The following is a 20,642-nucleotide window of genomic DNA, read 5'->3' as shown; positions in this document are numbered from 1 at the left end:
TCAGTCAAGATTGCCAGATCCTACCACGCGCCTGTCGCCGGTAGTCGACGGCCACCCGGTCCGCCGGCAACAGCCGCGCGAGTGCATTGATCAACTCCGGCTCGGGGCGGACGCGCCACTCATCGCCCAGACGGATCCGGGCGCAGACGTCGGGGCCCTCGTAGTCGATACAAACGCTGCACTCGCCTTGCTGATAGGGCGCGAGTGCCTCCTGAAGAGCCGGCACAAACCCATTGCCCGCCTGCTCGGCATCCACCCGCAATACCAGCCGCCGGGCGAAGTGCAGCCGGGCGCCCGCGAGGTCATACACCCGTTCCGCGGAGACGCGGTAGCCATCGCTGAACTCATCGTAGCCGAGGTCTCCCTCCACAACGATGAGCCGATCCTTCTCCAGCAGGTGGCGGTGGCGCTGATAGACATCTCCGAAGAGCACGATCTCCATGCGGGCAGTGCGGTCATCCAGGGTCACAAACCCAAGCCTTCGGCCGCTCTGGGTGATTCGGCTGCGTGCCGCCACCACCAGGCCGGCCAGGACCACGCGCTGCTCGCTGTCGCGACGCCCGGTGCTGCGCTCGAGCCCCGTGCCGGCCTGCTTGAGGCGGCCGCTGATGAAGCCCGCGAGCTCCGCCTCATGCTCGCTGATTGGGTGGCCAGTGAGGTAGAGACCGAGCGTCTCTTTCTCGGCCGCCAGTCGCTCCCGCTCCAGCCATTCCTCGACCCGTTCGAGCGCATGCGCACCGCCCTCGCCCGCATGCTCCTCCGTGGCAGCGCCCAGACCGAAAAGATCGTCCTGACCGATCTCCGTGTTGCGGCTCTGCTGTTCGGCCGCCTGCAGCGCATTGGGGAGATTCGCCATGGCGGTGGCACGGTTCGGTGTAATGCCATCCAGGCTGCCCGATCGGATCAATGCCTCGAGAACCCGACGGTTGACCCGCCGCAGGTCCACCCGTCGACACAGATCATGCAGATCCTGGAACGCGCCGCCCTCATGGCGGGCTTCGACGATGGCCTCCACCGCCGAGTGACCAACGCCCTTGACCGCGCCAAGGCCATAGACGACACCACCATCGTCCGGGGCCCGGAACATCCAGTCCGAGCGGTTGACGTCCGGCGGCGCAACCTCGAGCGACATGGCGCGGCACTCATCAATGAGCGTGACCACCTTGTCGGTGTTATCCATGTCGGAGGACAGCACCGCGGCCATGAAGGCCGAGGGGTAATGCGCCTTCAGCCAGGCCGTCTGATAGGAGAGCAGCGCGTACGCCGCCGAGTGCGACTTGTTGAAACCATAGCCGGCGAACTTCTCCATCAGGTCGAACAGCCCCTCGGCGTGTTCGGCCCTCAGGCCCTGCCCCTTCGCGCCCTCGAGGAAGATGGTGCGCTGCTTGGCCATCTCCTCGGGCTTTTTCTTGCCCATCGCCCGGCGCAGCAGATCCGCCTCGCCCAGGCTGTAACCACCCACGGCCTGGGCGATCTGCATGACCTGTTCCTGGTAGAGGATCACCCCGTAGGTGGGCTGGAGGATCGGCCTGAGTGCATCGTGATGGAGTTCCGGCGTCGGATAGGCCACCGGCTTGCGGCCATGCTTGCGGTCGATGAAATCCTCGACCATGCCCGACTGCAGGGGGCCCGGCCGGAACAGGGCGACCAGGGCGACAATGTCCTCGAAGCTATCCGGCCGGAGCCGCCGGATGAGATCTTTCATACCGCGGGATTCAAGCTGGAAAACGGCCGTTGTCTGGCATTCCTTGAGCCGCTCGAAGGTCGGCTTGTCATCAAGCGGGATCGTTGCGATGTCCAGTGCCTGATCACCGCGGGCTTCCCGCAGCGCGTTCACCGCCTTCACCGTCCAGTCGATGATGGTGAGCGTGCGCAGGCCCAGAAAGTCGAACTTCACCAGACCCACGGCCTCGACATCGTCCTTGTCGAACTGCGTCGCCAGTCCGCCGCCATCCGGCTCACAGAAAAGCGGTGCGAAGTCGGTGAGATCACTGGGGGCTATCACCACGCCACCGGCATGCTTGCCGACATTGCGGGACAGCCCCTCGAGCCGGCCCGCCAGATCGAGCAGAAAGCCCACGTCCTCATCCTGCTCGGCGAGCTCCCGCAGATCGGCTTCCTGGGCCAGCGCCTTATCCAGCGTCATGCCGATCTCGAAGGGAATCAGCTTGGCGATGCGATCGACGTACCCATAGCCGTGCCCGAGCACCCGGCCGACATCGCGCACCACGGCCCGGGCCGCCATGGTCCCGTGGGTGGCGATCTGGGAGACCTTCTCGCGGCCGTAGCGCTCGGCCACATAGTCGATGACCTGGTCGCGTTTTTCCATGCAGAAATCGACATCGAAATCCGGCATGGAGACCCGCTCGGGGTTGAGAAAGCGCTCGAAGAGCAGGTCGTAACGCAATGGATCAAGGTCGGTTATGTCCAGCGAATAAGCCACCAGCGACCCGGCCCCCGATCCGCGCCCCGGCCCCACCGGGATGTCGCGCGACTTGGCCCACCGAATGAAGTCGGCCACGATCAGGAAGTATCCCGGAAAGCCCATCTGAATGATCACATCGAGTTCGTGATCCAGCCGGGCGTAGTATTCGGCCTCGTCGCCGCCGGGTGTGCCCAGCCGCGCGATACGCTGCGCCAGACCCGCGCGTGATTCCTCGCGCAGGTAGTCGTCGATGGTCTGGTCACCGGGTACCGGGAAGTCTGGCAGGACATTCTGGCCAAGGGTCAGCGAGAGGTTGCATCGCTGCGCGATGGCCACGGTGTTGTCGATGGCCTCGGGAATGTCGGCGAAGCGCTCGATCATCTCGGCGGGACTGCGCAGATATTGCGCGTCGCTGTAGTGCCGGGGGCGATCCTGATCGTGGAGGATCCGGCCGTCATGGATGCAGACCCGCGCCTCGTGGGCTTCGAAGTCACCGCGTTCGAGAAAGCGCACGTCATTGGTGGCGACCACGGCGGTGCCAGTCTCCGCGGCGAGCGCCACGGCGGCATGGACATGAGCCTCATCACCCGGACGATCCGTCCGCTGTAACTCGAGATAGAAACGGTCACCGAAACGCTGCTGCCAGAAGGCAAGGCGCCGATGGGCGAGATCACCGTTACCCGAGACCAGCGCCTCGCCGACATCGCCCCCTGCGGCGCCAGAGAGCACGATCAGCCCCTCGCTCCAGTCGTCCAGCCAGCGCCGGTCCACCAGCGGGAGCCCTTCGCCCTGGCCGTCCAGGTAGCTCGCCGTGATCAGGCGCGTGAGGTTGGCGTAACCCGTGTCATCCATGCACAGGAAAGTGAGGACGTGATGGCCGTCCCGGTCGGCATCGGCGATACGCAGGTCGGCACCAATAATGGGCTTCACGCCGGCGGCCACTGCGGCACTGTAGAACTTGACCATACCGAACAGGTTGCCCTGGTCGGTGACCGCCACCGCCGGCATCCCCTCGCGAGCGGCGGTCTGGACCAGCGGCTTCACCCGCACGGTCCCGTCGATCAGCGAAAATTCGGTATGAAGGTGGAGATGGACAAAGGCTGGCGACATGATCCTACCCGAGCCGGTCAGACCGCTAATCGTACCGCCGAACGACACGGCAATGATAGATCGTGGACTGGCCGTGATCGACCGTTTCCGCCATCATGCACCCATGCAGGAGACCCGCATCCACCCCACCGCTTGCATCGACGACCGGGCCGAGATCGGCGAGCGCAGCCGCGTTGGCGCGTATGCGATTGTGGGCCCCGACGTATCCATTGGCGATGACTGCGTCATCGGGCCCCATGCGGTCCTCGAAGGCCCCCTTCGCCTGGGGCCCGACAATGACGTCGCCGCCCACGCAACGCTCGGTCTGCCGCCGCAGGACACCGGCTACCAGGGCGAGCCGACCGCGCTGGAAATCGGCGCTGGCAACACCTTCCGCGAGTTCGTGACGGTGCATCGGGCAAGCACCAAGGAGGACGGTGTCACGCGGGTGGGCAACAACAATCTTTTAATGGCCTACAGCCATGTCGGCCATGACGGCCAGATCGGCGATGGGGTCACCATCTCCAACGCAAGCCAGCTGGCGGGTCATGTCCATGTCGATGATCAAGCCACTATCTCGGCGGTCTGCGGCATCCATCAATTCGTGCATATCGGCCGCCTTGCGATGGTGGGCGGCGGCGCAGTCGTGACCCGGGACGTCGCCCCCTACACCCTGGTGGCGGGTAACCGCGCCCGCCTCCGCGGGCTGAATACCCGCGGCCTGGCACGGGCGGGGCTGAGCGCGGATCAGCGCCGGGATGTCCGTCGCGTCTATGATCTGGTCTTCCGGCGCGGCCACTCACTGGATACCGCGCTGGCGTCAATCAGTGCCGATGCGGAGCTGACGCGGCCGGAGATTGAGGTCTTTACTGCGTTCATTCGCGCCAGTCGCCGGGGGCTGACCCGATGAGTCGCCTGCGCACCGCGGTGGTGGGTGTCGGCTACCTCGGCCGATTCCATGCGCAGAAATACGCAGCGCACCCCGACTGCGATCTTGTCGCCGTGGTGGATGCCGACGCCGATCGGGCGCGACAGGTGGCCGATGAGCTCGGCTGCGAGGCGTCGACCGATCCCCGGGCACTGATCGGCCGCGTCGATGCCGTGAGCCTGGTCACGCCGACGCGTCTGCATCACGAGATGGCGCTGCGGCTGATCGGTGCCGGGCTCCACCTGCTCATCGAAAAACCCATGACCACGACACTCGCCGAAGCGGACGAACTGATTGAAGCGGCCGAAGAGAACGGCTGCCTTATCCAGGTCGGGCACCTCGAGCGGTTCAATGCCGTCATGGTGGCGGCGGCAACGCAGATCCATCGGCCGCTGTTCATCGAGTCACATCGCATCGCCCCATTCAATCCTCGCGGTGCAGACGTCAGTGTGGTGCTCGACCTGATGATCCACGACATCGACCTGATTCTCGAGCTGGTGGATGCGCCACTGGAACAGATGGATGCGAGCGGGGCGCGGGTCATTTCCGAGGATATCGACATCGCCAATGCCCGCCTCCGCTTCGCCGACGGCTGCATCGCCAACGTCACTGCATCGCGCGTCAGCCCCAAGGCCGAGCGCCGGATGCGGATCTTCCAGCCCAACGCCTACCTCGCCCTCGACCTGCAGGCAGGCGAGCTGGATATTCAGCGACGCCGGGTCGACGCGCAGGGACCCCCCACCATGGACCAGATCGAGCGGGAAAAGCGGGAGATCGAACGCCGGGATGCCCTCGCCGACGAAATCGGCGCTTTTGTCGCATCCGTCCACGGGGGTAGCCGGCCCATCGTGGATGCGCAGGACGGTCGACGGGCGCTGGCGGCGGCCATCGAGATCGGACAACAACTCAACCGGAATGCCGTATGAGCGACACCGCACCCCACCCTATCCCCATGGTCGATCTGACGGCACAGTACCCGTTGATCCGAGGGGCCATTGATGACGGCCTGGCGGCGGCGCTGGACGAGGCACGCTTTATCCTGGGCCCCGGTGTCCAGGCGTTCGAGGCGGAGGCAGCCGACTATCTCGGCTGCGCCCATGCCGTGGGTGTGGCCTCCGGCACGGATGCGCTGCATCTCGCCCTGCTTGGGGCGGGTGTTGGCCCCGGCGACGAGGTGATCACCACCCCCTTTTCTTTCATCGCCACGGCTGAGGCCATCTGCTACGTCGGCGCGCGGCCCGTATTCGCGGACATCGACCCGCAGACCTTCAACCTTGACCCGGATGCCGTCGCCGCCGCGATCGGTCCGCGAACCCGGGCCATCGTGCCGGTTCATCTGTTCGGCCAACCCGCCGACATGCCGCGGCTCCAGGCGCTGGCGACGCATCACGGCCTGCAGCTGATCGAGGATTGCGCCCAATCATTCGGCGCCGCGATCGACGACGACATGACCGGCAGCCGGGGCGTCACCGGGGCGTTCAGCTTCTTCCCCAGCAAGAATCTGGGCGGCTACGGCGACGGTGGTCTTGTGACCACCCAGGACGAGGCCATTGCCCGGGAATTACGCGCCCTGCGCAACCACGGTAGTCATCGTCGTTACTACCATGATCGTATCGGCTACAACAGCCGGCTTGACGAGCTGCAGGCCGTTATCCTCAGGGCCAAACTCCCCCATATCGATCACTTCAACGATGGCCGCCGTCGGGTTGCCCATCGCTACAGCGAGGGACTCGCCGGACGACCGGGTCTGGTCACCCCCCATGAGGACGGGATCGGGAGGCATGTGTATCACCAGTACACCCTGCTTTGCGACGACCAGGCCGGGCGCGACGCGCTGATGGAGCGACTGGCGGCAGAGCATATCGCCTCCGCCGTCTACTACCCCGTCCCCCTGCACCGCCAGGCGGCCTTCGGCGGAGCGGAGCCGGTGCACACCATGAACCGCAACGGTCCGGGTTGTCCGGTGGCGGACTCGACTGCCGCGCGCTGCCTCTCCCTGCCGATGTACCCCGAAATGCCGGACGCCGATATCGAACGCGTCATCGACGTGATCAGACGCTGAGTAGCCTTCTCACCGGCGCAAAGCTGCGCCGATGCGCCGGACAGGGCCCATTGGCCCGCAGGCGTTCGCGATGCAGCATGGTCGGGTAACCCATATGCCGGTCGAACCCGTACTGCGGATACTGCTCATGCAGCGCGAGGATGCAGCGGTCGCGGTAAACCTTGGCGATGATGGAGGCCGCGGCAATGGCCGGCACGCTGTCATCACCCCCCACCACCGCGGTGGCGGGGCATGCCACGCTCGGTACATCCCTTCCGTCCACCAGGATCGCCCGCGGCGCCGGTGTCAGTGCGGCTACGGCGCGCTGCATGGCGAGCAGGCTGGCCACGCGGATATTCAGTTGGTCGATTTCCTCCACACTGGCGATCTCGATTCGCCAGTCCAGCGCCTGCTCACGGATCATGGCATCGAGCTGTTCCCGGCGTCGGCGTGAAAGCCGCTTCGAGTCACGCAGTTCAGACCAGCTGACGGTGGGGTCGAGCCGCACCGCGGCGGCCACCACCGGGCCAGCCAGTGGGCCGCGGCCCACCTCATCGACGCCCGCGACATCACCATCGATCAGGCTATTCAATCGCGCTCTCCACGGCTTGAGAGCAAGTCGGCAACCCCCGCCGCCGCTTGCTCGCTGGCATTCAGCCGGAGCCGGGCATGGAGCTCGGCAAAGCGCTCGGCGATTTCCCGCCGCTTGCGTCGTGCCTCGAGCAACGAGAGGACCGCGGGGGTGATGGCCTCGGCATTGGCCTTGTCCTGCACGAACTCGGGCATCAGCATTTCGCCCGCCATGAGATTGGGCATCGCGAAGAACGGAATCCGCAGGCTCCGGCGCGCCAGCATCGCGGTCATGGCATTGACGCGGTAGGCCATGACCGACGGGCATTTGAGCAGCATGGCCTCCAGCGTGGCCGTCCCGGATGCGATCAGCCCGGCGTCAGCGCCGGCCAGAACCCTTCGCGACTGACCGGGTATCACCGCCACTCTCGCCCGGCGGGAGGACCCGCCAACGCCCTCCTCGATCATCGTCTGCAGCGCGGGGGTCGCAGCGGGGATCACGAACCGGCTCTCTGGAAGGACCGCCGTGATCCGGTCAGCCACCTCGAGGAAGACCGGCAGCAGGCGCTGGATCTCGCTGCGGCGGCTGCCGGGCAGCAGCGCGATCATCGACTCGCCGGCCTCCATCCGGAAAGATTCGCGAGCCGCTGCATGATCGGTCTGCAGCGCAATCTCGTCAGCCAGCGGGTGACCCACGAAACGCGAATCCACCCCTGATCGGGCGAAGAAGTCATCCTCGAACGGATAGATACAGAGCATGCGGTCGACCGCCTGGCGGATCAGCCGGATCCGTCCGGATCGCCAGGCCCACACCGTCGGGCTCACATATTGCAGGGTCGGGATACCGATGGAGCGCAGCGAGCGGGCCAGACCCAGATTGAAGTCCGGCGCGTCAACGCCGATGAACACGTCCGGCGGATCGCTGATCCAGCGCCGACGCAGGTCACGTCGGATGACGAGCAGGCGCGGCAGGTGACGCAGCACCTCGGCAACACCCATCACTGAGAGGGCATCGAGCGGATGAAAGGTCTCAAGCCCCGCGGCCGTCATATGACTGCCGCCGATGCCTTCGAAGGTTGCCCCCGGGAAGCGCGCCGACAGCGCCTGGATCAGGCCACCACCGAGGAAGTCACCGGAGGGTTCACCCGCAACGAGTGCGATCCGCATGCCGCCCTCGGCTCAGCGGACGATGCCGCGGGGCGACTCTCGCAGGAACGCCACGAAACGCTCGATCAACGGATCATCGTCGGCGTCGGCGGCGATGGCGTCGATCGCCTCCTGGAGACGCAGGCCACGCTTGTAGAGCGTTCGGTAGGCGGCCCGCAGACGCCGCTGCTCCTCGCCATCAAGACCCCGGCGACGCAGACCCTCACTGTTGGTGCCATGCGGTATCGCCGGATCGCCGGCCACCATGACCCACGGGGGAACATCCCGCCGGATACAGCTGCCCATGGACGTAAAGCAGCCCTCGCCGAGGCGGCAGAACTGATGCACCAGCGTGAACCCACCCAGGGTGACGCCGTCCCCGGCCAGAACATGACCGGCCAGTGAGGCGCCATTGGCAAACACGACCCCGTTGCCGACGAGGCAGTCGTGGGCGATGTGCACATAGGCCATGATCCAGTTGTCATCGCCGATGCGCGTCACGCCGCCGCCATCACGGGTGCCGCGATTAATGGTCACGAACTCGCGAATGGTGTTGTTGCAGCCGATCTCGAGGGCACTGTCCTCACCGGCGTACTTCTTGTCCTGCGGGACTTCGCCGATGGAGGCAAACTGGAAAACATGCGTGCCGCTGCCAATGACGGTCGGGCCCCGGATCACTGCATGCGGACCGATGACGCAGCCCGCTGCAATCTCCACCCCCGGGCCGATGACCGCATAGGGACCCACCTCGACATCGGCCGCAAGTCTGGCAGCCGGGTCTATAACCGCCGTCGGATGGACCGCCGTCACATCGTCCTCATCGTGCAGCGGATACCGGCACTGGCCACCAGGCGATCATTCAGTTCAACGCGCGCCTTGAATAACCAGATGCCACGCACCACCCGTTCCAGCGAGGCCACCATATGCGGGCTGTCCCCCGGCTCTACCGGCTGCTTGAAGCGCGCGTCATCGACACCGACGAGGTAGAAGAGCGGCGCCTCGGAGGGCATTTCCTTATCGGCCCGTGCCTCATCGGTGACAAAGGCGAGCAGCCCGCAGGCCTGAGCCATCGCCTCGACGAGAAGCACGCCGGGCATGATGGCCCTGTCGGGGAAATGTCCGACTGCCCATGGCTCATTGGCGCTGATGTTCTTCACCGCGCGCAACCACTCGCCAGGGGAATAATCCAGGACACGGTCGATGAGCAGGAAGGGATAGCGGTGCGGCAGACGGCGCTTGATCCCGTCCAGGTTGATCACGCGCTCCGTCACCGGCTGCGAGGGGTCACTGCTCATCACGTTCCTTTGTTTTCTGCATTGCCTTCTCCAGTTTCTCGAGCCGGCGCGCCATCTCGTCAAGCTGCCGGAAGCGCACCGCGCTCCGACGCCAGTCACGCGTTGGCATCGCGGGGATGCCCGACGAATAGACGCCAGCCTCGGGGACGTTGCCGATCACCATTGCCATGCCGGTGAAAGTCACGCCGTCGGCGATCTCCAGATGCCCGGCGAAACCCACCGATCCACCGATCGTACAGTATCGTCCGATACGCGTGCTCCCGGAAATGCCCGTCCCCGAGGCAATGATCGTATGCTCGCCGATGTGGACGTTATGCGCCACCTGCACCAGATTATCGATCTTGCAGCCGTCGCCGATGATCGTGTCCCCCTGGGAACCTCGATCGACGGTGGTGTTCGCGCCGATGGAGACGTCATCGCCAATGACCACGCTGCCAAGCTGTGGGACCGGCTCCCAGTGATCCCCCGCATGGGCGAAGCCGAATCCCTCGCCGCCGATCACGGCACCGGGCAGGATATGCACACGGGCCCCGAGCCGCGCACCATCAAGCACCGACGCATTCGCATCGAGGCGGCAGTCGTCTCCGATCACCACATTCTCTCCAACGACGACGCCGGGGCCGATCCGGCATCGGGCACCGATCACCGCACCCTCACCAACCACCGCCTGCGCTTCGACACAGGCTGTATCCGCCAGACGCACCCCTGCAGCGACACTCGCCGAGGCATGCACGCCGGGGACGACATGGGCCACCGGGTTGAGAATCCGGGCAATCCGCGCGAACACGAGATAGGGGTTATCGGCGCGCAAGACCGAAAAATCGTACGGTTCGGCCGATTCCCGATCCGGTAAGATGACGGCCGCCGCGCGGGTCTCGCCAAGATGCGCGCGGTACTTGGGGTTGGCGAGGAAACTGATGTCGTCCGGGCCCGCCGATTCCAGCGGAGCCACGCCGTGGATGCGCCGCTCGCCACTCCCCTCGAGCCGGCTGTCAGTGAGCGCCGCCAGCTCGGCGAGCGTGTAGTCCTCGGTTGTCACCAGCCAGTCCCCGTTACTGCGTCCCGTTGCGCTGCTCGTACTGACGCTCGAGCCGCTCGATGATGCGATCGGTGATGTTCACCGCATCGCTGGCGAAGACCACCCCATCACTCACCACCAGGTCATAGCCCTGTTCCATGGCGAATGTCTCAACAACGCGCAGGATCCGCTGCTGCAGGTCTCCAAGGGCCTCATTACGGCGTAGATTAAAGTCTTCGCGGAAGGCCTCCTGCTGGCGCTGTATCTGTCGCCGCTGGTTGACGATCTGACGCTGCAGCTCCTGTTCGGCCTCCGTGTCCAGCCGCATGCGCTGTTCGGCAAGCTGATCCTCCAGTCCACGCAGTTCTTCCTGCATGGCGACGATCTCTTCATCGCGCGGCGCGAATTCTTCCTGCAGGCGCTGCCGGGCCGCGTCAGCCTGCGGTGCCTCATCGGACACCCGGCCCGGATTGACGTATCCGATATTGAGATCCGCACTGACCTGCGCCAACGCAAACGGGCTGGCCAGCAGCAGGGATAATGCCGCCAGGAGGTGCCGTGCCCCGCGCCCCGATGCCTTTTGCTTCATGACTGGTTTCATTCAGAACGACGCCCCGATAGTGAACTGGAAGGGCTGTTTCTCGTCGCCGGACTCCGCGTTGAGTGGTTGTGCCACGCTCATCGTGAGCGGGCCGATAGGCGAGAAGTAGATCAGCCCGAGGCCGGCGGAATAGCGCACGTCGGTCAGGCTGATCCCGGTGAACCCATTGAGATCCTCGTGCTCGCGATCCCATACCTGACCGGCATCAACAAACGTTGTAACCCGCAGGTTATTGCCCTCGTCGTCCTGTGCCAGCGGAAAGCGCACCTCCGCACGCCCCAGTGCTCGAACGTTACCGCCAGTGGGATCGCCATTCTCGTCGCGAGGACCCAGCGAGTTCCGCTCGTAGCCCCGCACGGTACGGATGCCGCCCGCATAGAAATTGTCATAGAACGGCAGGGTTTCTCCGGCGCCGTATGCATCGCCATAGGAGAGCGTGCCGTCGAGGGCCAGCGTGAAGCGGTCAGTCAGCGGGAAAAAGCGCGATTGCTCATAACTCAGGCGGTAGTACTCGAGGTCGGACACCCCGGGCAGCGCCACTTCCAGACTGGTGCTCTGCCGACCGCCCCGGGTGGGGAAGACCGCCGAGTCCCGGGTATCCCGCGTCCAGGAGAGATCGGCCAGGATATTGGTGTTGTTTGTGCCGTTGCGCTCGGCGAAACGCTCTTCGATGCGCGTTGGCTGATCGAAACTCAGCGAGACGTCCTCGAATGTCAGATCCGCTCCCACTCGGTCGTTGGCAGTGACCGGGACGCGGTAGCCGTAGGAGGCCCGGGTTGTCTTCAGGCCATAATCCGCCAGGTCGGCTTCGTCGGCATCACGGTCGCGGAACGACAGCGCATAGCGCCGGTCGATACCGCTCATCGTAAAATTGCGCTCCAGGTACGAGAGGCGATAGACGGTATCGGAATTGTCGCTGTTGGCGACAAATTCGGCCCGGTCACCGGTACCGAAGACGTTGTCCTGCTCGAGGCCGAGATTGAGTATGACCCCCTCGCCCGAGCCAAACCCGACGCCGGCTCGCAGGCTGCCCGACAGGCGTTCGGTAGCGTTGACCTCGACATCAACCTGATCAGTCGTCCCCGGCACCCTTGGCGTGTCAATCGTGACATCACTGAAGAAACCCAGCCGACCAAGGCGCGACTCCGACTCGCGCAGATCGGCGGTGGAAAGCCACGTACCCTCGTATTGCCTGAGCTCCGTACGAATGACGTCGTCACGCGTGGTTTCATTACCACTGATGCGGATACGCCGCACGTAGACCCGTTCGGCGGGATCGACGAAGAACGTCAGATCGACGATGCGCTCCGCCTCCCGCAATTCCGGGATCGGATTGATGCGGGCAAACGCATAACCGCGCTCACCGAGCTTGTCACGGAGGGCCTCCGTCGTATCGGTGATATTGCGCTGGTTGTAGATCTCGCCACTCTCCAGCTCGACCAGCGCGCGAAGCTCTTCCTCGGGATAGATCAGGTTGCCCGCGAGGGCGATATCCCCAATGCTGTACTGCTGTCCCTCATCCAGGTTGACCGTAATGTGGATGCGCTGACGATCCGGACTGATCGTCACCTGGGTGGATTCGATGCGGAAATCCGCATATCCGCGATCGCGATAGAAGGCCCGAAGTCGCTGCAGATCGGCCGAAAGGCGTTCGCGGGAGTACTTGTCCCGATTGGAGAGAAAGGCCCACCAGGGTTTCGGCCCCATCTGAAACTGGTCGCGCAGGCGGTCGGTGTCGAAGTCACGGTTGCCGATGAAGCGCACGGGCTGGACCGAGGCGGGCTTCCCTTCCTCGACGTCCAGCCGCAGGCTGATGCGGTTGCGTGGCAACGGCGACACCGTGCTTTCGATATCCACGTCGTAGTAGCCAAGCGCAAAGTACTGTTGCTCCAGCTCACGCTCAATGGTGGCCAGCAGCGACTGGTCGAAGCTCTGGCCCTCGCCGAGCCCCGCCGCGGTCAGACCGGTGCGCAGCCGGTCGCTGGCGATGGCGTCGTTGCCGACGAATTCGATCCGGGCAACCGCCGGACGCTCCTCCACGGCGATGATCAGTGTGTCGTCGTCGCGCAGCAGGGCCACGTCATCGAAGAACCCGGTGTCGTAGAGTGCCTCCACGGCGTCCGCGCTGACCTGCGCATCAACCTCATCCCCCACTTCGAGGGGAAGGTAGTTCAGGACGGTCCCCTCGGCGATGCGATCCAGACCCCGAATGCGGATCTCTTCGATCGTGAACGCCTGCGCTCCGGTCGCGACGGTCAGTAACAGCAGGAATGCCGCCAGTCGTGTTCGCATCATTCGCCCTTCGCTCAGCCCCCGGCGCCCATGAGACGGTGCAGGTCGTTGTACAAGGCCAGGGTCATCAACATGAAAAGCAGTGCCAGGCCGATCTGCTGACCCAGCCCCTGTGCCGCCTCCGATAGAGGACGCCCCCGGACCCATTCGATCGTGTTGTACAGCAGATGCCCGCCATCGAGTACGGGCACCGGCATCAGATTAAGGATACCAAGACTGATGCTGACGATCGCGAGAAACTTCAGAAACGGAATCAGTCCCAGGGAAACGGAGTCGCCGGCATACTGGGCAATGTTGATCGGGCCGCTGAGATTCTTCACGGATGCCTCGCCGATCACCATCTTGATGAGCACATCGATCGTCAGTGTGCCCGCCCGCCAGCTCGATTCCATCGCCTCGCCAATGGCGGCCAGCGGTCCATAGCGCACCTCGTGACGAAGATCGTCGAAGAGACCCGGCGGGACGCGGGGCCTGACACCCAGCACTCCGATGCGCTGATCGCCTTCGCCGCGGCTGCCCAGCGTCACGCTTCGCTCGAGCGTCCGGCCATCGCGCCCGATGGTGAGATCGACGGCGGTCTGCGGTCGCTCGCGCACGAACTCCACCAGGCTGCGCCATGATCCAATCTCACTGCCATCGGCCCGGAGGATGCGGTCACCGGACTGCAGCCCGCCCTCTCCGGCACTGCTGCCGGAGACGACCTCGTCAATGACCGGCTCGATCGTCGGCTGCCAGGGTCGTAAGCCGATCCGCTGGAGTACCTCGCCCTGTTCGTCGAGCAGTCGTGTATCGGTCAGGTCAAGCGACACCATGACCGGTTGGCCTTCACCCCGCGCGACCTCGACACGCACGGGCTCGTTGTCCGCGGAGTCAAGCAATGTCATCACCGCCTGGTCCCACGCCTTCACGCGCGTCCCATCAACCCGGATCAGTTCATCTCCCTCCATGAGCCCCGCCTCGGCAGCGGGTGTATCCGGGATGACCGGCCCGATGATCGGTCGGACCTCGGTCGCGCCGATGACGAAGACCAGCCAGTACGCCACGATCGCGAGGGCGAAATTGAACACCGGCCCGGCCGCAATCACGGCATTCCGCGCCCACAGCGGCTTGCGGTTGAACGCCTGATCCAGGTCGGTTTCCGCCACCGGCCCCTCGCGCTCATCCAGCATCTTGACGTATCCACCCAGGGGAATCGCGGCGAGGACATACTCCGTGCCATCAGCACCCGTGCGCTTCAACAGCGGTCGACCAAAGCCGACCGAGAACCGCAACACCCGGACGCCGACGCGGCGGGCCACCCAGAAATGGCCGAATTCATGGACGGTCACCAGGACCCCGATGACCAGAAGGAATCCGAGAATATTGATCAGCCAGCTCATCATTGACTCCAACGCTTGAGGGACGCGGTGGCCTCGCGACGGGCCTGTTGTTCGTGGTCGATCAATGCATCGAGCCGGTTTTCGGGTTCACCATCCAGCGCTGAGAGTGTCTCCTCGATCACCACCGCTATCCGGTCAAAGCGCAGGGCACCGTCAAGGAACGCCGATACCGCCACCTCGTTGGCGCCGTTTAACGCCGCGGTGGCGCCATATCCAGCATTGAGTGCCGAACGGGCAAGTTCCAGACAAGGGAAGCGCCCCCCGTCCGGTGCGGAGAAATCCAGTCGGCCTGCGCTCAGCAGGTCGAGGGGCGCCACACCGGCATTGATTCGCTCCGGCCACGCAAGGGCATTGGCAATCGGGGTCCGCATATCGGGCGTTCCCATTTGAGCCAGGGTCGAACCATCGCGATACTGCACCAGCGCATGCACCAGGCTCTGCGGGTGGACCAGCACGTCGACCTGGGTTGGCGGCGCACCGAAAAAGCGACACGCTTCAATGAGTTCCAGGCCTTTATTCATCATGGTTGCGGAGTCTACCGAGATCTTCCGGCCCATGGACCAGTTGGGATGCGCGCAGGCCTCCTCCACCGTCACGCGACTGAGTGTCGCCGGATCACGATCCCGGAAAGGCCCGCCGGACGCCGTCAGTACGAGTCGCTCCACACCCGACGCATCCAGCGTCTCCCCCGGCGCCTGCGGGAGGCACTGAAAAATGCCGTTATGCTCGCTGTCGATGGGCAGCAGAAGCGCCCCGCTCTGCCGGGCCGCCGACATGATGAGTTCACCGGCCACCACGAGGGCCTCCTTGTTCGCGACAAGGACGCGTTTACCCGCCTCGACGGCCGCCAGGCAGGGCGCGAGGCCCGCCGCCCCGACGATCCCGGCGACCACGGTATCGGCAGCCGCCGCCTCTGCAACCGCCACCGTGCCGGCCTGACCGGCCAGCACCTCGACATCGTCCAGATCCAGGAGCCGGCCGCGCAGCGCCGCCGCCGCATCGTCATCCGCCATCGCCGCCAGGCGCGGACGAAAGCGTCGGCAGAGCGCTTCCATGCCATCTACATCGCGCCAGGCACTGAGCGCCACCGCCCTGTACCGGGACGGGTGCCGCGCAATGACATCCAGTGTGCTGGTGCCAATTGAACCCGTGGCGCCCAATATGGCGACGCCGCGTACCGCCACAGAATCGGTCATCCCACCCTCATGAGTGCGGCTGCAAGGACCGGCGCAGCAGCCAGCAGCGCATCGATGCGGTCGAGCATACCGCCATGTCCGGGCAGTAGCTGACCACTATCCTTACGATCAGCCTGACGTTTGAGCACGCTCTCGGCAAGGTCGCCGATGACTGATAGGGCAATCACCATTGCCGCCACGGGCAGCAGCCAGCCAAGCCCCGGTAACCCCGGGAGCTGCGGCGCCGCGGCCAGCTGGAGGACCACGGCCACCAGTAATCCGAGCGCGAGGCCGCCCATCACGCCCTCCCAGGTTTTTCCAGGGCTGATCGCCGCCGCCAGTTTATGCTTGCCAAATCGCCGTCCGGCGAAATACGCGCCGATATCCGCCCCCCAGACAAGGACCATGAGCACCGTTACCCAGAACGGGCCGCTCACCGGCAGCGAATGAATAGCGACGATGCCCAGCCAGGCCAGTGCCAGCGTGATGAGACCCGCCAGGGCCGCAAGCCAGGATGGAAGCCGGTAGCACTCGCCACGGCGCGCCTGCGCAAGCACCCAGACGGCGATTGCCAGCCACCACAGCAGCCCGGGGATCAGCCATGCCTGGCTGGCCGCCGCGTCAATGGTACTGAGGCCAATGAGTAGGCCACCCAGAACAACGAGATAGACCAGACGCTCGACAACCCCCTCAAGACCGGAGAGTCCGGCCCACTCCCAGGCCGCGATCAGTGCAGCGACGGCGAAAAGCCCCTGCAGCCAGATACCCGGCAGCAACCAAACGACCGCGAGTACCAGCGCCGCCAGCGGGATCGCCGTGAGCACGCGCTGCTTAAGCACCGGTGTCATCCCCCGCGTCATTGCGAAGACCGCCGAAACGGCGCTCGCGCTCCCCAAACCAGACCAGGGCCCGATTCATTTCGCCTTCATCAAAGTCGGGCCAGAGCACCGGCGTGAAATACAACTCGGTGTAGGCAAGCTGCCAGAGCAGGAAATTGCTGATCCGCTGCTCGCCGCCGGTGCGCACGAAAAGGTCGGGCTCCGGCAGGCCATGCAGGCAGATCTCCGCCCCCAGGGCGTTCTCATCGATGGATTCCGGCGTCCGTTCACCGGCCGCGACCGCCTCGGCAAGACGCCTCGCCGCTGAGGCGATATCCCATCGTCCACCGTAGCTGGCGGCGATATTCAACTGCATGCGGGTATTGTCGGCAGTTAGACGCTCGGCCGATGCGCAGCGAGCACGCAAGCGTCGGGCAAGACGCGAGCGGTCGCCAATGATGTTGAGACGGATATCGTTGCGGTGCAGGCGATCGGTCTCGCGATCGAGCACGCGCATGAAAAGCTCCATGAGCATGCCGACCTCGGCCGCCGGCCGCCGCCAGTTCTCGCTGCTGAACGCGAATAGTGTCAGTGCCTCGACACCGGCCCGCGCGCAGCATTCAACGGTCCGACGAACCGATTCCGCGCCTGCCCGGTGGCCATGATGCCGCGGCTCGCCGTGGCGCGCCGCCCATCGGCCGTTGCCGTCCATGATGATCGCGACATGCCGGGGGATCGCTCTTGGCGACTCACTCATGCTGGGCGTCAAGTCGCTGACGGCCTCACACGGACATCAGCTCTTCTTCCTTGGCGGCAAGGACCTCGTCGATGGCCTTGACGTGCCGATCGGTGAGCTTCTGGATGTGATCCTCGGCCTGCTTTTCCTCGTCCTCGGTGATGTCCTTGTCCTTGAGGAGCTGCTTGAGATCGCCATTGGCGTCCCGGCGGATGTTCCGGACCGCCACCTTGGCCTGTTCCCCCTCGCTGCGCACCACCTTGACCAGGTCACGGCGGCGCTCTTCAGTGAGCGGTGGCAAAGGAATGCGGATGGCCTGACCGGCGGAATTCGGCGTCAGCCCCAGGTTGGACTCCATAATGGCTTTTTCGATGGGCGCCACCATGCTCTTCTCAAAGGGCGTGACCAGCAGCGTACGGGCATCGCCCACTGCCACCGAGGCCGCCTGGTTGAGCGGTACCTCGGTACCGTAGTAGCTCACCGTCACCTGATCGAGCAGGCTGGTATGCGCCCGGCCTGTGCGGATCTTATGCAGATCCTGCCGCAGGCTCTCCACGCTCTTGTCCATGCGCTGGTCCGCGTCCTGGGCAATGTCATCGATCATGAAGTCATCCTCGTTCCACCCGGGTCCCGACGTTCTCGCCTTCCACGATACTCGCGAGGGCACCGGGACGGTTAATATCGAACACGATAATGGGCATGTTCTGGTCACGACACATGACAATCGCCGTGGCATCCATCACCGAGAGGCGCTCGTCGAGCACGCGGTCATAGGTCAGCCGTTCGTAGCGCCTGGCATTGGGATCGGTCACCGGATCCGCCGAGTACACGCCATCGACCTTGGTGGCCTTGAGCATGATATCGGCGCCGATTTCCACTGCCCGCAGGCTCGCGGCGGAGTCGGTCGTGAAAAACGGATTACCGGTCCCGGCGGCAAGAATGACCACACGCCCCTTCTCGAGGTGGCGCACCGCCCGCCGCCGGATGTAATCCTCACAGACCTGGTTGATCTTGATCGCCGACATGACACGGGTGAAGACGCCCTCACGCTCAAGGGCGTCCTGCATCGCCAGGCCATTCATCACCGTGGCCAGCATTCCCATGTGATCGGCACCGACCCGGTCCATGCCGGCCGCGGCCAGCCCAGCGCCCCTGAAGATATTGCCGCCGCCAATGACCAGCGCCACTTCCACGCCCCGATCAATCAGGGCATGGACTTCTGTAGCCAGCCGCCGGAGGACAGCAGGATCAATGCCGTACTCGGCGTCACCGAGCAGCGCCTCGCCGCTCAGCTTGAGCAGAATCCGTCGATAGACCGGATCCGACATGGCGCGACCCTCAGCTGCCCTGGACCGTTGCGGCGACCTCTTCGGCGAAGTTCTCTTCCTTCTTTTCGATCCCCTCACCGACCTCAAGCCGGGCAAAGCGCACGACCTTTGCGCCATGCGCCTCGAGGAGCTTTTCCACGGTCTGATCCGGATCCTTCACGAATGGCTGTCCGAGCAGGGTGATCTCGCTCAGCCACTTCCGCAGCCGGCCTTCGACCATCTTATCGATAATCTCCTGCGGCTTGCCCGACTCCTGCGCCTGGGCCACGAGGATTTCACGCTCGCTGGCGGCCCGATCCTCGGGGACGTCGTCAACGCTGACGCAGACCGGACGACTCGCCGCGATATGCATGCAAAGATCCCGTCCCAGCGCATCGTCACCGCCCTCGAGCTCGAGCAGCACACCAATCCGGCTGCCATGGAGGTAGTGATGGACCCGGCCACTGTCCGTCGCATAGCGCTGGAAACGGCGGACCTGAATGTTCTCGCCGATCTTAGCGACGAGCTCCTTCTGGGCGAGCTCCAGCGAATCGCCGCCATCCTCGAGCGGCATCGCCAGTAACGCACCGAGATCCGCCGGGTCATCGGCAAGGATTCGATTCGCCACCTGGCGGGCAAAAGCCTGGAAGTCGTCACCATTGGCGACGAAGTCGGTCTCGCTGTTGATCTCCACGATCGCGCCACTGCGACCGTCTTCCGACAGGGCCGCGATCACGGCCCCATCGGCGGCCACCCGGTCGGCCTTCTTGTCGGCCTTGGCAAGCCCGCGCTTGCGCATGTGCTCGACGGCGGCGTCCATATCGCCATCGGTCTCCACCAGCGCCTTCTTGCACTCCATCATGCCCGCGCCGGTACGCTCCCGCAGATCCTTGACCAGTTGTGCGGTAATCGCCATCAGATTGTCCTCTGTCCTGTTCCGGTTAACCGGCGCTCTGCTCGTCGCCGGCACGCTTGCTCTCGCTGGCCTCGCCCTGCGCGGGAGCGGCCTCGGCACCCGCTGCTTCTGCAGGGGCGGCCTCCGCTGCGGCAGGCTCGCCGGGGAGCTCGACGAACTCGTCATCGCCGGCCGGCGCCTGGGCCGTGGCCATGCGTGCATCGATGATGGCATCGGAGATGCCACGCAGATACAGACGAATCGCGCGGATGGCGTCGTCGTTGCCGGGCACGACGTAGTCCACCTCGCGGGGGCTGTTGTTGGTATCGACAACGGCGACCACCGGGATACCCAGCTTGATCGCCTCCTGCACGGCAATGCGCTCGTAACCGACGTCGATCACGAACAGGGCGTCCGGCAGCGATTCCATGTCGACGATGCCGCCGAAGGAGCGCTCCAGCTTGTCCATCTCGCGCTGCAGGGAGAGCACTTCGCGCTTGCCGAGCTTCTCGAAGGTGCCGTCCTTCTTCTGCTCCTGCAGCTCCTTGTAGCGGCGGATGGAGCGCTTGACGGTACGGAAGTTGGTCAGCATGCCACCCAGCCAGCGGTGGTTGACATAAGGCATGCCGCAACGGTCGGCTTCCTCGCGCACGGCGTCACGGGCCGCCCGCTTGGTGCCGACGAACAGGATCCGGCCCCCGTTTGCAGCGAGCTTACCCGCGTAGTTGACCGCGTCCTGGTAGAGCGGAAGGCTCTTCTCCAGGTTGACGATATGGATCTTGTTGCGCTCGCCGAAGATGTACGGGGCCATCTTCGGATCCCAGTAACGGGTCTGGTGGCCGAAATGCACGCCGGCCTCCAGCATCTGACGCATGGTCACCTTGGCCATGACGAATACTCCTTTGTATGGGTTAGGCCTCCATGCAC

At 64.8% G+C, this 20,642-nt stretch carries 19 protein-coding genes; 3 read left to right on the top strand and 16 right to left on the bottom strand.

Features of this window, described 5'->3' with window-relative positions; genetic code table 11:
* Positions 1-4: 4 nt before the first annotated feature.
* A complete protein-coding gene (gene dnaE / locus V6X30_RS03680) occupies positions 5-3,535 on the bottom strand; it encodes a DNA polymerase III subunit alpha (RefSeq protein WP_367983298.1) in 3,531 nt (1,176 codons plus the stop codon).
* Positions 3,536-3,587: 52 nt separating this feature from the next.
* Between dnaE and lpxA (V6X30_RS03675) the strand changes: the two genes are divergently transcribed.
* The 3 genes from lpxA (V6X30_RS03675) to V6X30_RS03665 are packed head-to-tail and all read left to right on the top strand — an operon-like array spanning position 3,588 to position 6,504.
* On the top strand, positions 3,588-4,424 hold the full coding sequence (gene lpxA / locus V6X30_RS03675) for an acyl-ACP--UDP-N-acetylglucosamine O-acyltransferase (protein ID WP_367983297.1): 837 nt from the start codon (positions 3,588-3,590) through the stop codon (positions 4,422-4,424).
* Complete coding sequence (locus V6X30_RS03670) at positions 4,421-5,368, top strand: Gfo/Idh/MocA family protein (RefSeq protein WP_367983296.1); 948 nt, start codon at positions 4,421-4,423, stop codon at positions 5,366-5,368. The genes lpxA (V6X30_RS03675) and V6X30_RS03670 overlap by 4 nt, the downstream gene beginning before the upstream one ends.
* Positions 5,365-6,504 carry a DegT/DnrJ/EryC1/StrS family aminotransferase gene (locus V6X30_RS03665; RefSeq protein ID WP_367983295.1) on the top strand — a complete coding sequence of 380 codons (1,140 nt, stop codon included), beginning with the start codon at positions 5,365-5,367 and terminating at the stop codon, positions 6,502-6,504. The genes V6X30_RS03670 and V6X30_RS03665 overlap by 4 nt, the downstream gene beginning before the upstream one ends.
* Here V6X30_RS03665 and rnhB read toward each other — a convergent pair.
* The 15 genes from rnhB to rpsB are packed head-to-tail and all read right to left on the bottom strand — an operon-like array spanning position 6,494 to position 20,604.
* Complete coding sequence (gene rnhB / locus V6X30_RS03660; protein ID WP_367983294.1) at positions 6,494-7,075, bottom strand: ribonuclease HII; 582 nt, start codon at positions 7,073-7,075, stop codon at positions 6,494-6,496. The genes V6X30_RS03665 and rnhB overlap by 11 nt on opposite strands.
* Positions 7,072-8,220, bottom strand: a complete 1,149-nt coding sequence (gene lpxB / locus V6X30_RS03655; protein WP_367983293.1) for a lipid-A-disaccharide synthase — start codon at positions 8,218-8,220, stop codon at positions 7,072-7,074. The genes rnhB and lpxB overlap by 4 nt, the downstream gene beginning before the upstream one ends.
* 12 nt (positions 8,221-8,232) lie before the next feature.
* Entirely contained in the window at positions 8,233-9,009 is a 777-nt protein-coding gene (gene lpxA / locus V6X30_RS03650; protein WP_367983292.1) for an acyl-ACP--UDP-N-acetylglucosamine O-acyltransferase, read from the bottom strand.
* On the bottom strand, positions 9,006-9,494 hold the full coding sequence (gene fabZ / locus V6X30_RS03645) for a 3-hydroxyacyl-ACP dehydratase FabZ (protein ID WP_367983291.1): 489 nt from the start codon (positions 9,492-9,494) through the stop codon (positions 9,006-9,008). The genes lpxA (V6X30_RS03650) and fabZ overlap by 4 nt, the downstream gene beginning before the upstream one ends.
* Positions 9,484-10,533, bottom strand: coding sequence for a UDP-3-O-(3-hydroxymyristoyl)glucosamine N-acyltransferase (gene lpxD / locus V6X30_RS03640; protein ID WP_367983290.1), 1,050 nt, complete (start codon positions 10,531-10,533; stop codon positions 9,484-9,486). The genes fabZ and lpxD overlap by 11 nt, the downstream gene beginning before the upstream one ends.
* A 13-nt stretch (positions 10,534-10,546) precedes the next feature.
* Entirely contained in the window at positions 10,547-11,101 is a 555-nt protein-coding gene (locus V6X30_RS03635; RefSeq protein WP_367983289.1) for an OmpH family outer membrane protein, read from the bottom strand.
* Between the two features lie 12 nt (positions 11,102-11,113).
* Positions 11,114-13,408: an outer membrane protein assembly factor BamA gene (gene bamA / locus V6X30_RS03630; protein WP_367983288.1), complete on the bottom strand. Its 2,295-nt coding sequence runs from the start codon at positions 13,406-13,408 to the stop codon at positions 11,114-11,116.
* An 11-nt stretch (positions 13,409-13,419) separates the two neighbouring features.
* Positions 13,420-14,784: an RIP metalloprotease RseP gene (rseP, locus tag V6X30_RS03625; protein ID WP_367983287.1), complete on the bottom strand. Its 1,365-nt coding sequence runs from the start codon at positions 14,782-14,784 to the stop codon at positions 13,420-13,422.
* Positions 14,784-15,980, bottom strand: a complete 1,197-nt coding sequence (locus V6X30_RS03620; RefSeq protein WP_367983286.1) for a 1-deoxy-D-xylulose-5-phosphate reductoisomerase — start codon at positions 15,978-15,980, stop codon at positions 14,784-14,786. Before V6X30_RS03620 ends, rseP begins: the two co-directional genes overlap by 1 nt.
* Positions 15,977-16,798 (bottom strand): phosphatidate cytidylyltransferase, encoded by an 822-nt coding sequence (locus tag V6X30_RS03615; RefSeq protein WP_367983285.1) that lies wholly within the window; start codon positions 16,796-16,798, stop codon positions 15,977-15,979. The genes V6X30_RS03620 and V6X30_RS03615 overlap by 4 nt, the downstream gene beginning before the upstream one ends.
* The gene (uppS, locus tag V6X30_RS03610; RefSeq protein WP_367983284.1) at positions 16,791-17,534 is read right to left on the bottom strand and encodes a polyprenyl diphosphate synthase; all 744 of its coding nucleotides are present in this window, start codon (positions 17,532-17,534) and stop codon (positions 16,791-16,793) included. The genes V6X30_RS03615 and uppS overlap by 8 nt, the downstream gene beginning before the upstream one ends.
* 25 nt (positions 17,535-17,559) lie before the next feature.
* A complete protein-coding gene (gene frr, locus V6X30_RS03605; protein WP_367983283.1) occupies positions 17,560-18,117 on the bottom strand; it encodes a ribosome recycling factor in 558 nt (185 codons plus the stop codon).
* 4 nt (positions 18,118-18,121) lie between these two features.
* On the bottom strand, positions 18,122-18,841 hold the full coding sequence (gene pyrH, locus V6X30_RS03600) for a UMP kinase (RefSeq protein WP_367983282.1): 720 nt from the start codon (positions 18,839-18,841) through the stop codon (positions 18,122-18,124).
* Between the two features lie 10 nt (positions 18,842-18,851).
* Positions 18,852-19,736 (bottom strand): translation elongation factor Ts, encoded by an 885-nt coding sequence (gene tsf / locus V6X30_RS03595; protein WP_367983281.1) that lies wholly within the window; start codon positions 19,734-19,736, stop codon positions 18,852-18,854.
* A gap of 25 nt (positions 19,737-19,761) precedes the next feature.
* On the bottom strand, positions 19,762-20,604 hold the full coding sequence (gene rpsB / locus V6X30_RS03590) for a 30S ribosomal protein S2 (protein ID WP_367983280.1): 843 nt from the start codon (positions 20,602-20,604) through the stop codon (positions 19,762-19,764).
* Between the last annotated feature and the right edge of the window lie 38 nt (positions 20,605-20,642).

This window comes from Spiribacter sp. 1M189 (assembly GCF_040838345.1).
In the GTDB taxonomy this organism is placed as follows: domain Bacteria; phylum Pseudomonadota; class Gammaproteobacteria; order Nitrococcales; family Nitrococcaceae; genus Spiribacter; species Spiribacter insolitus.
This window is presented reverse-complemented; position numbering and strand designations above follow the sequence as displayed.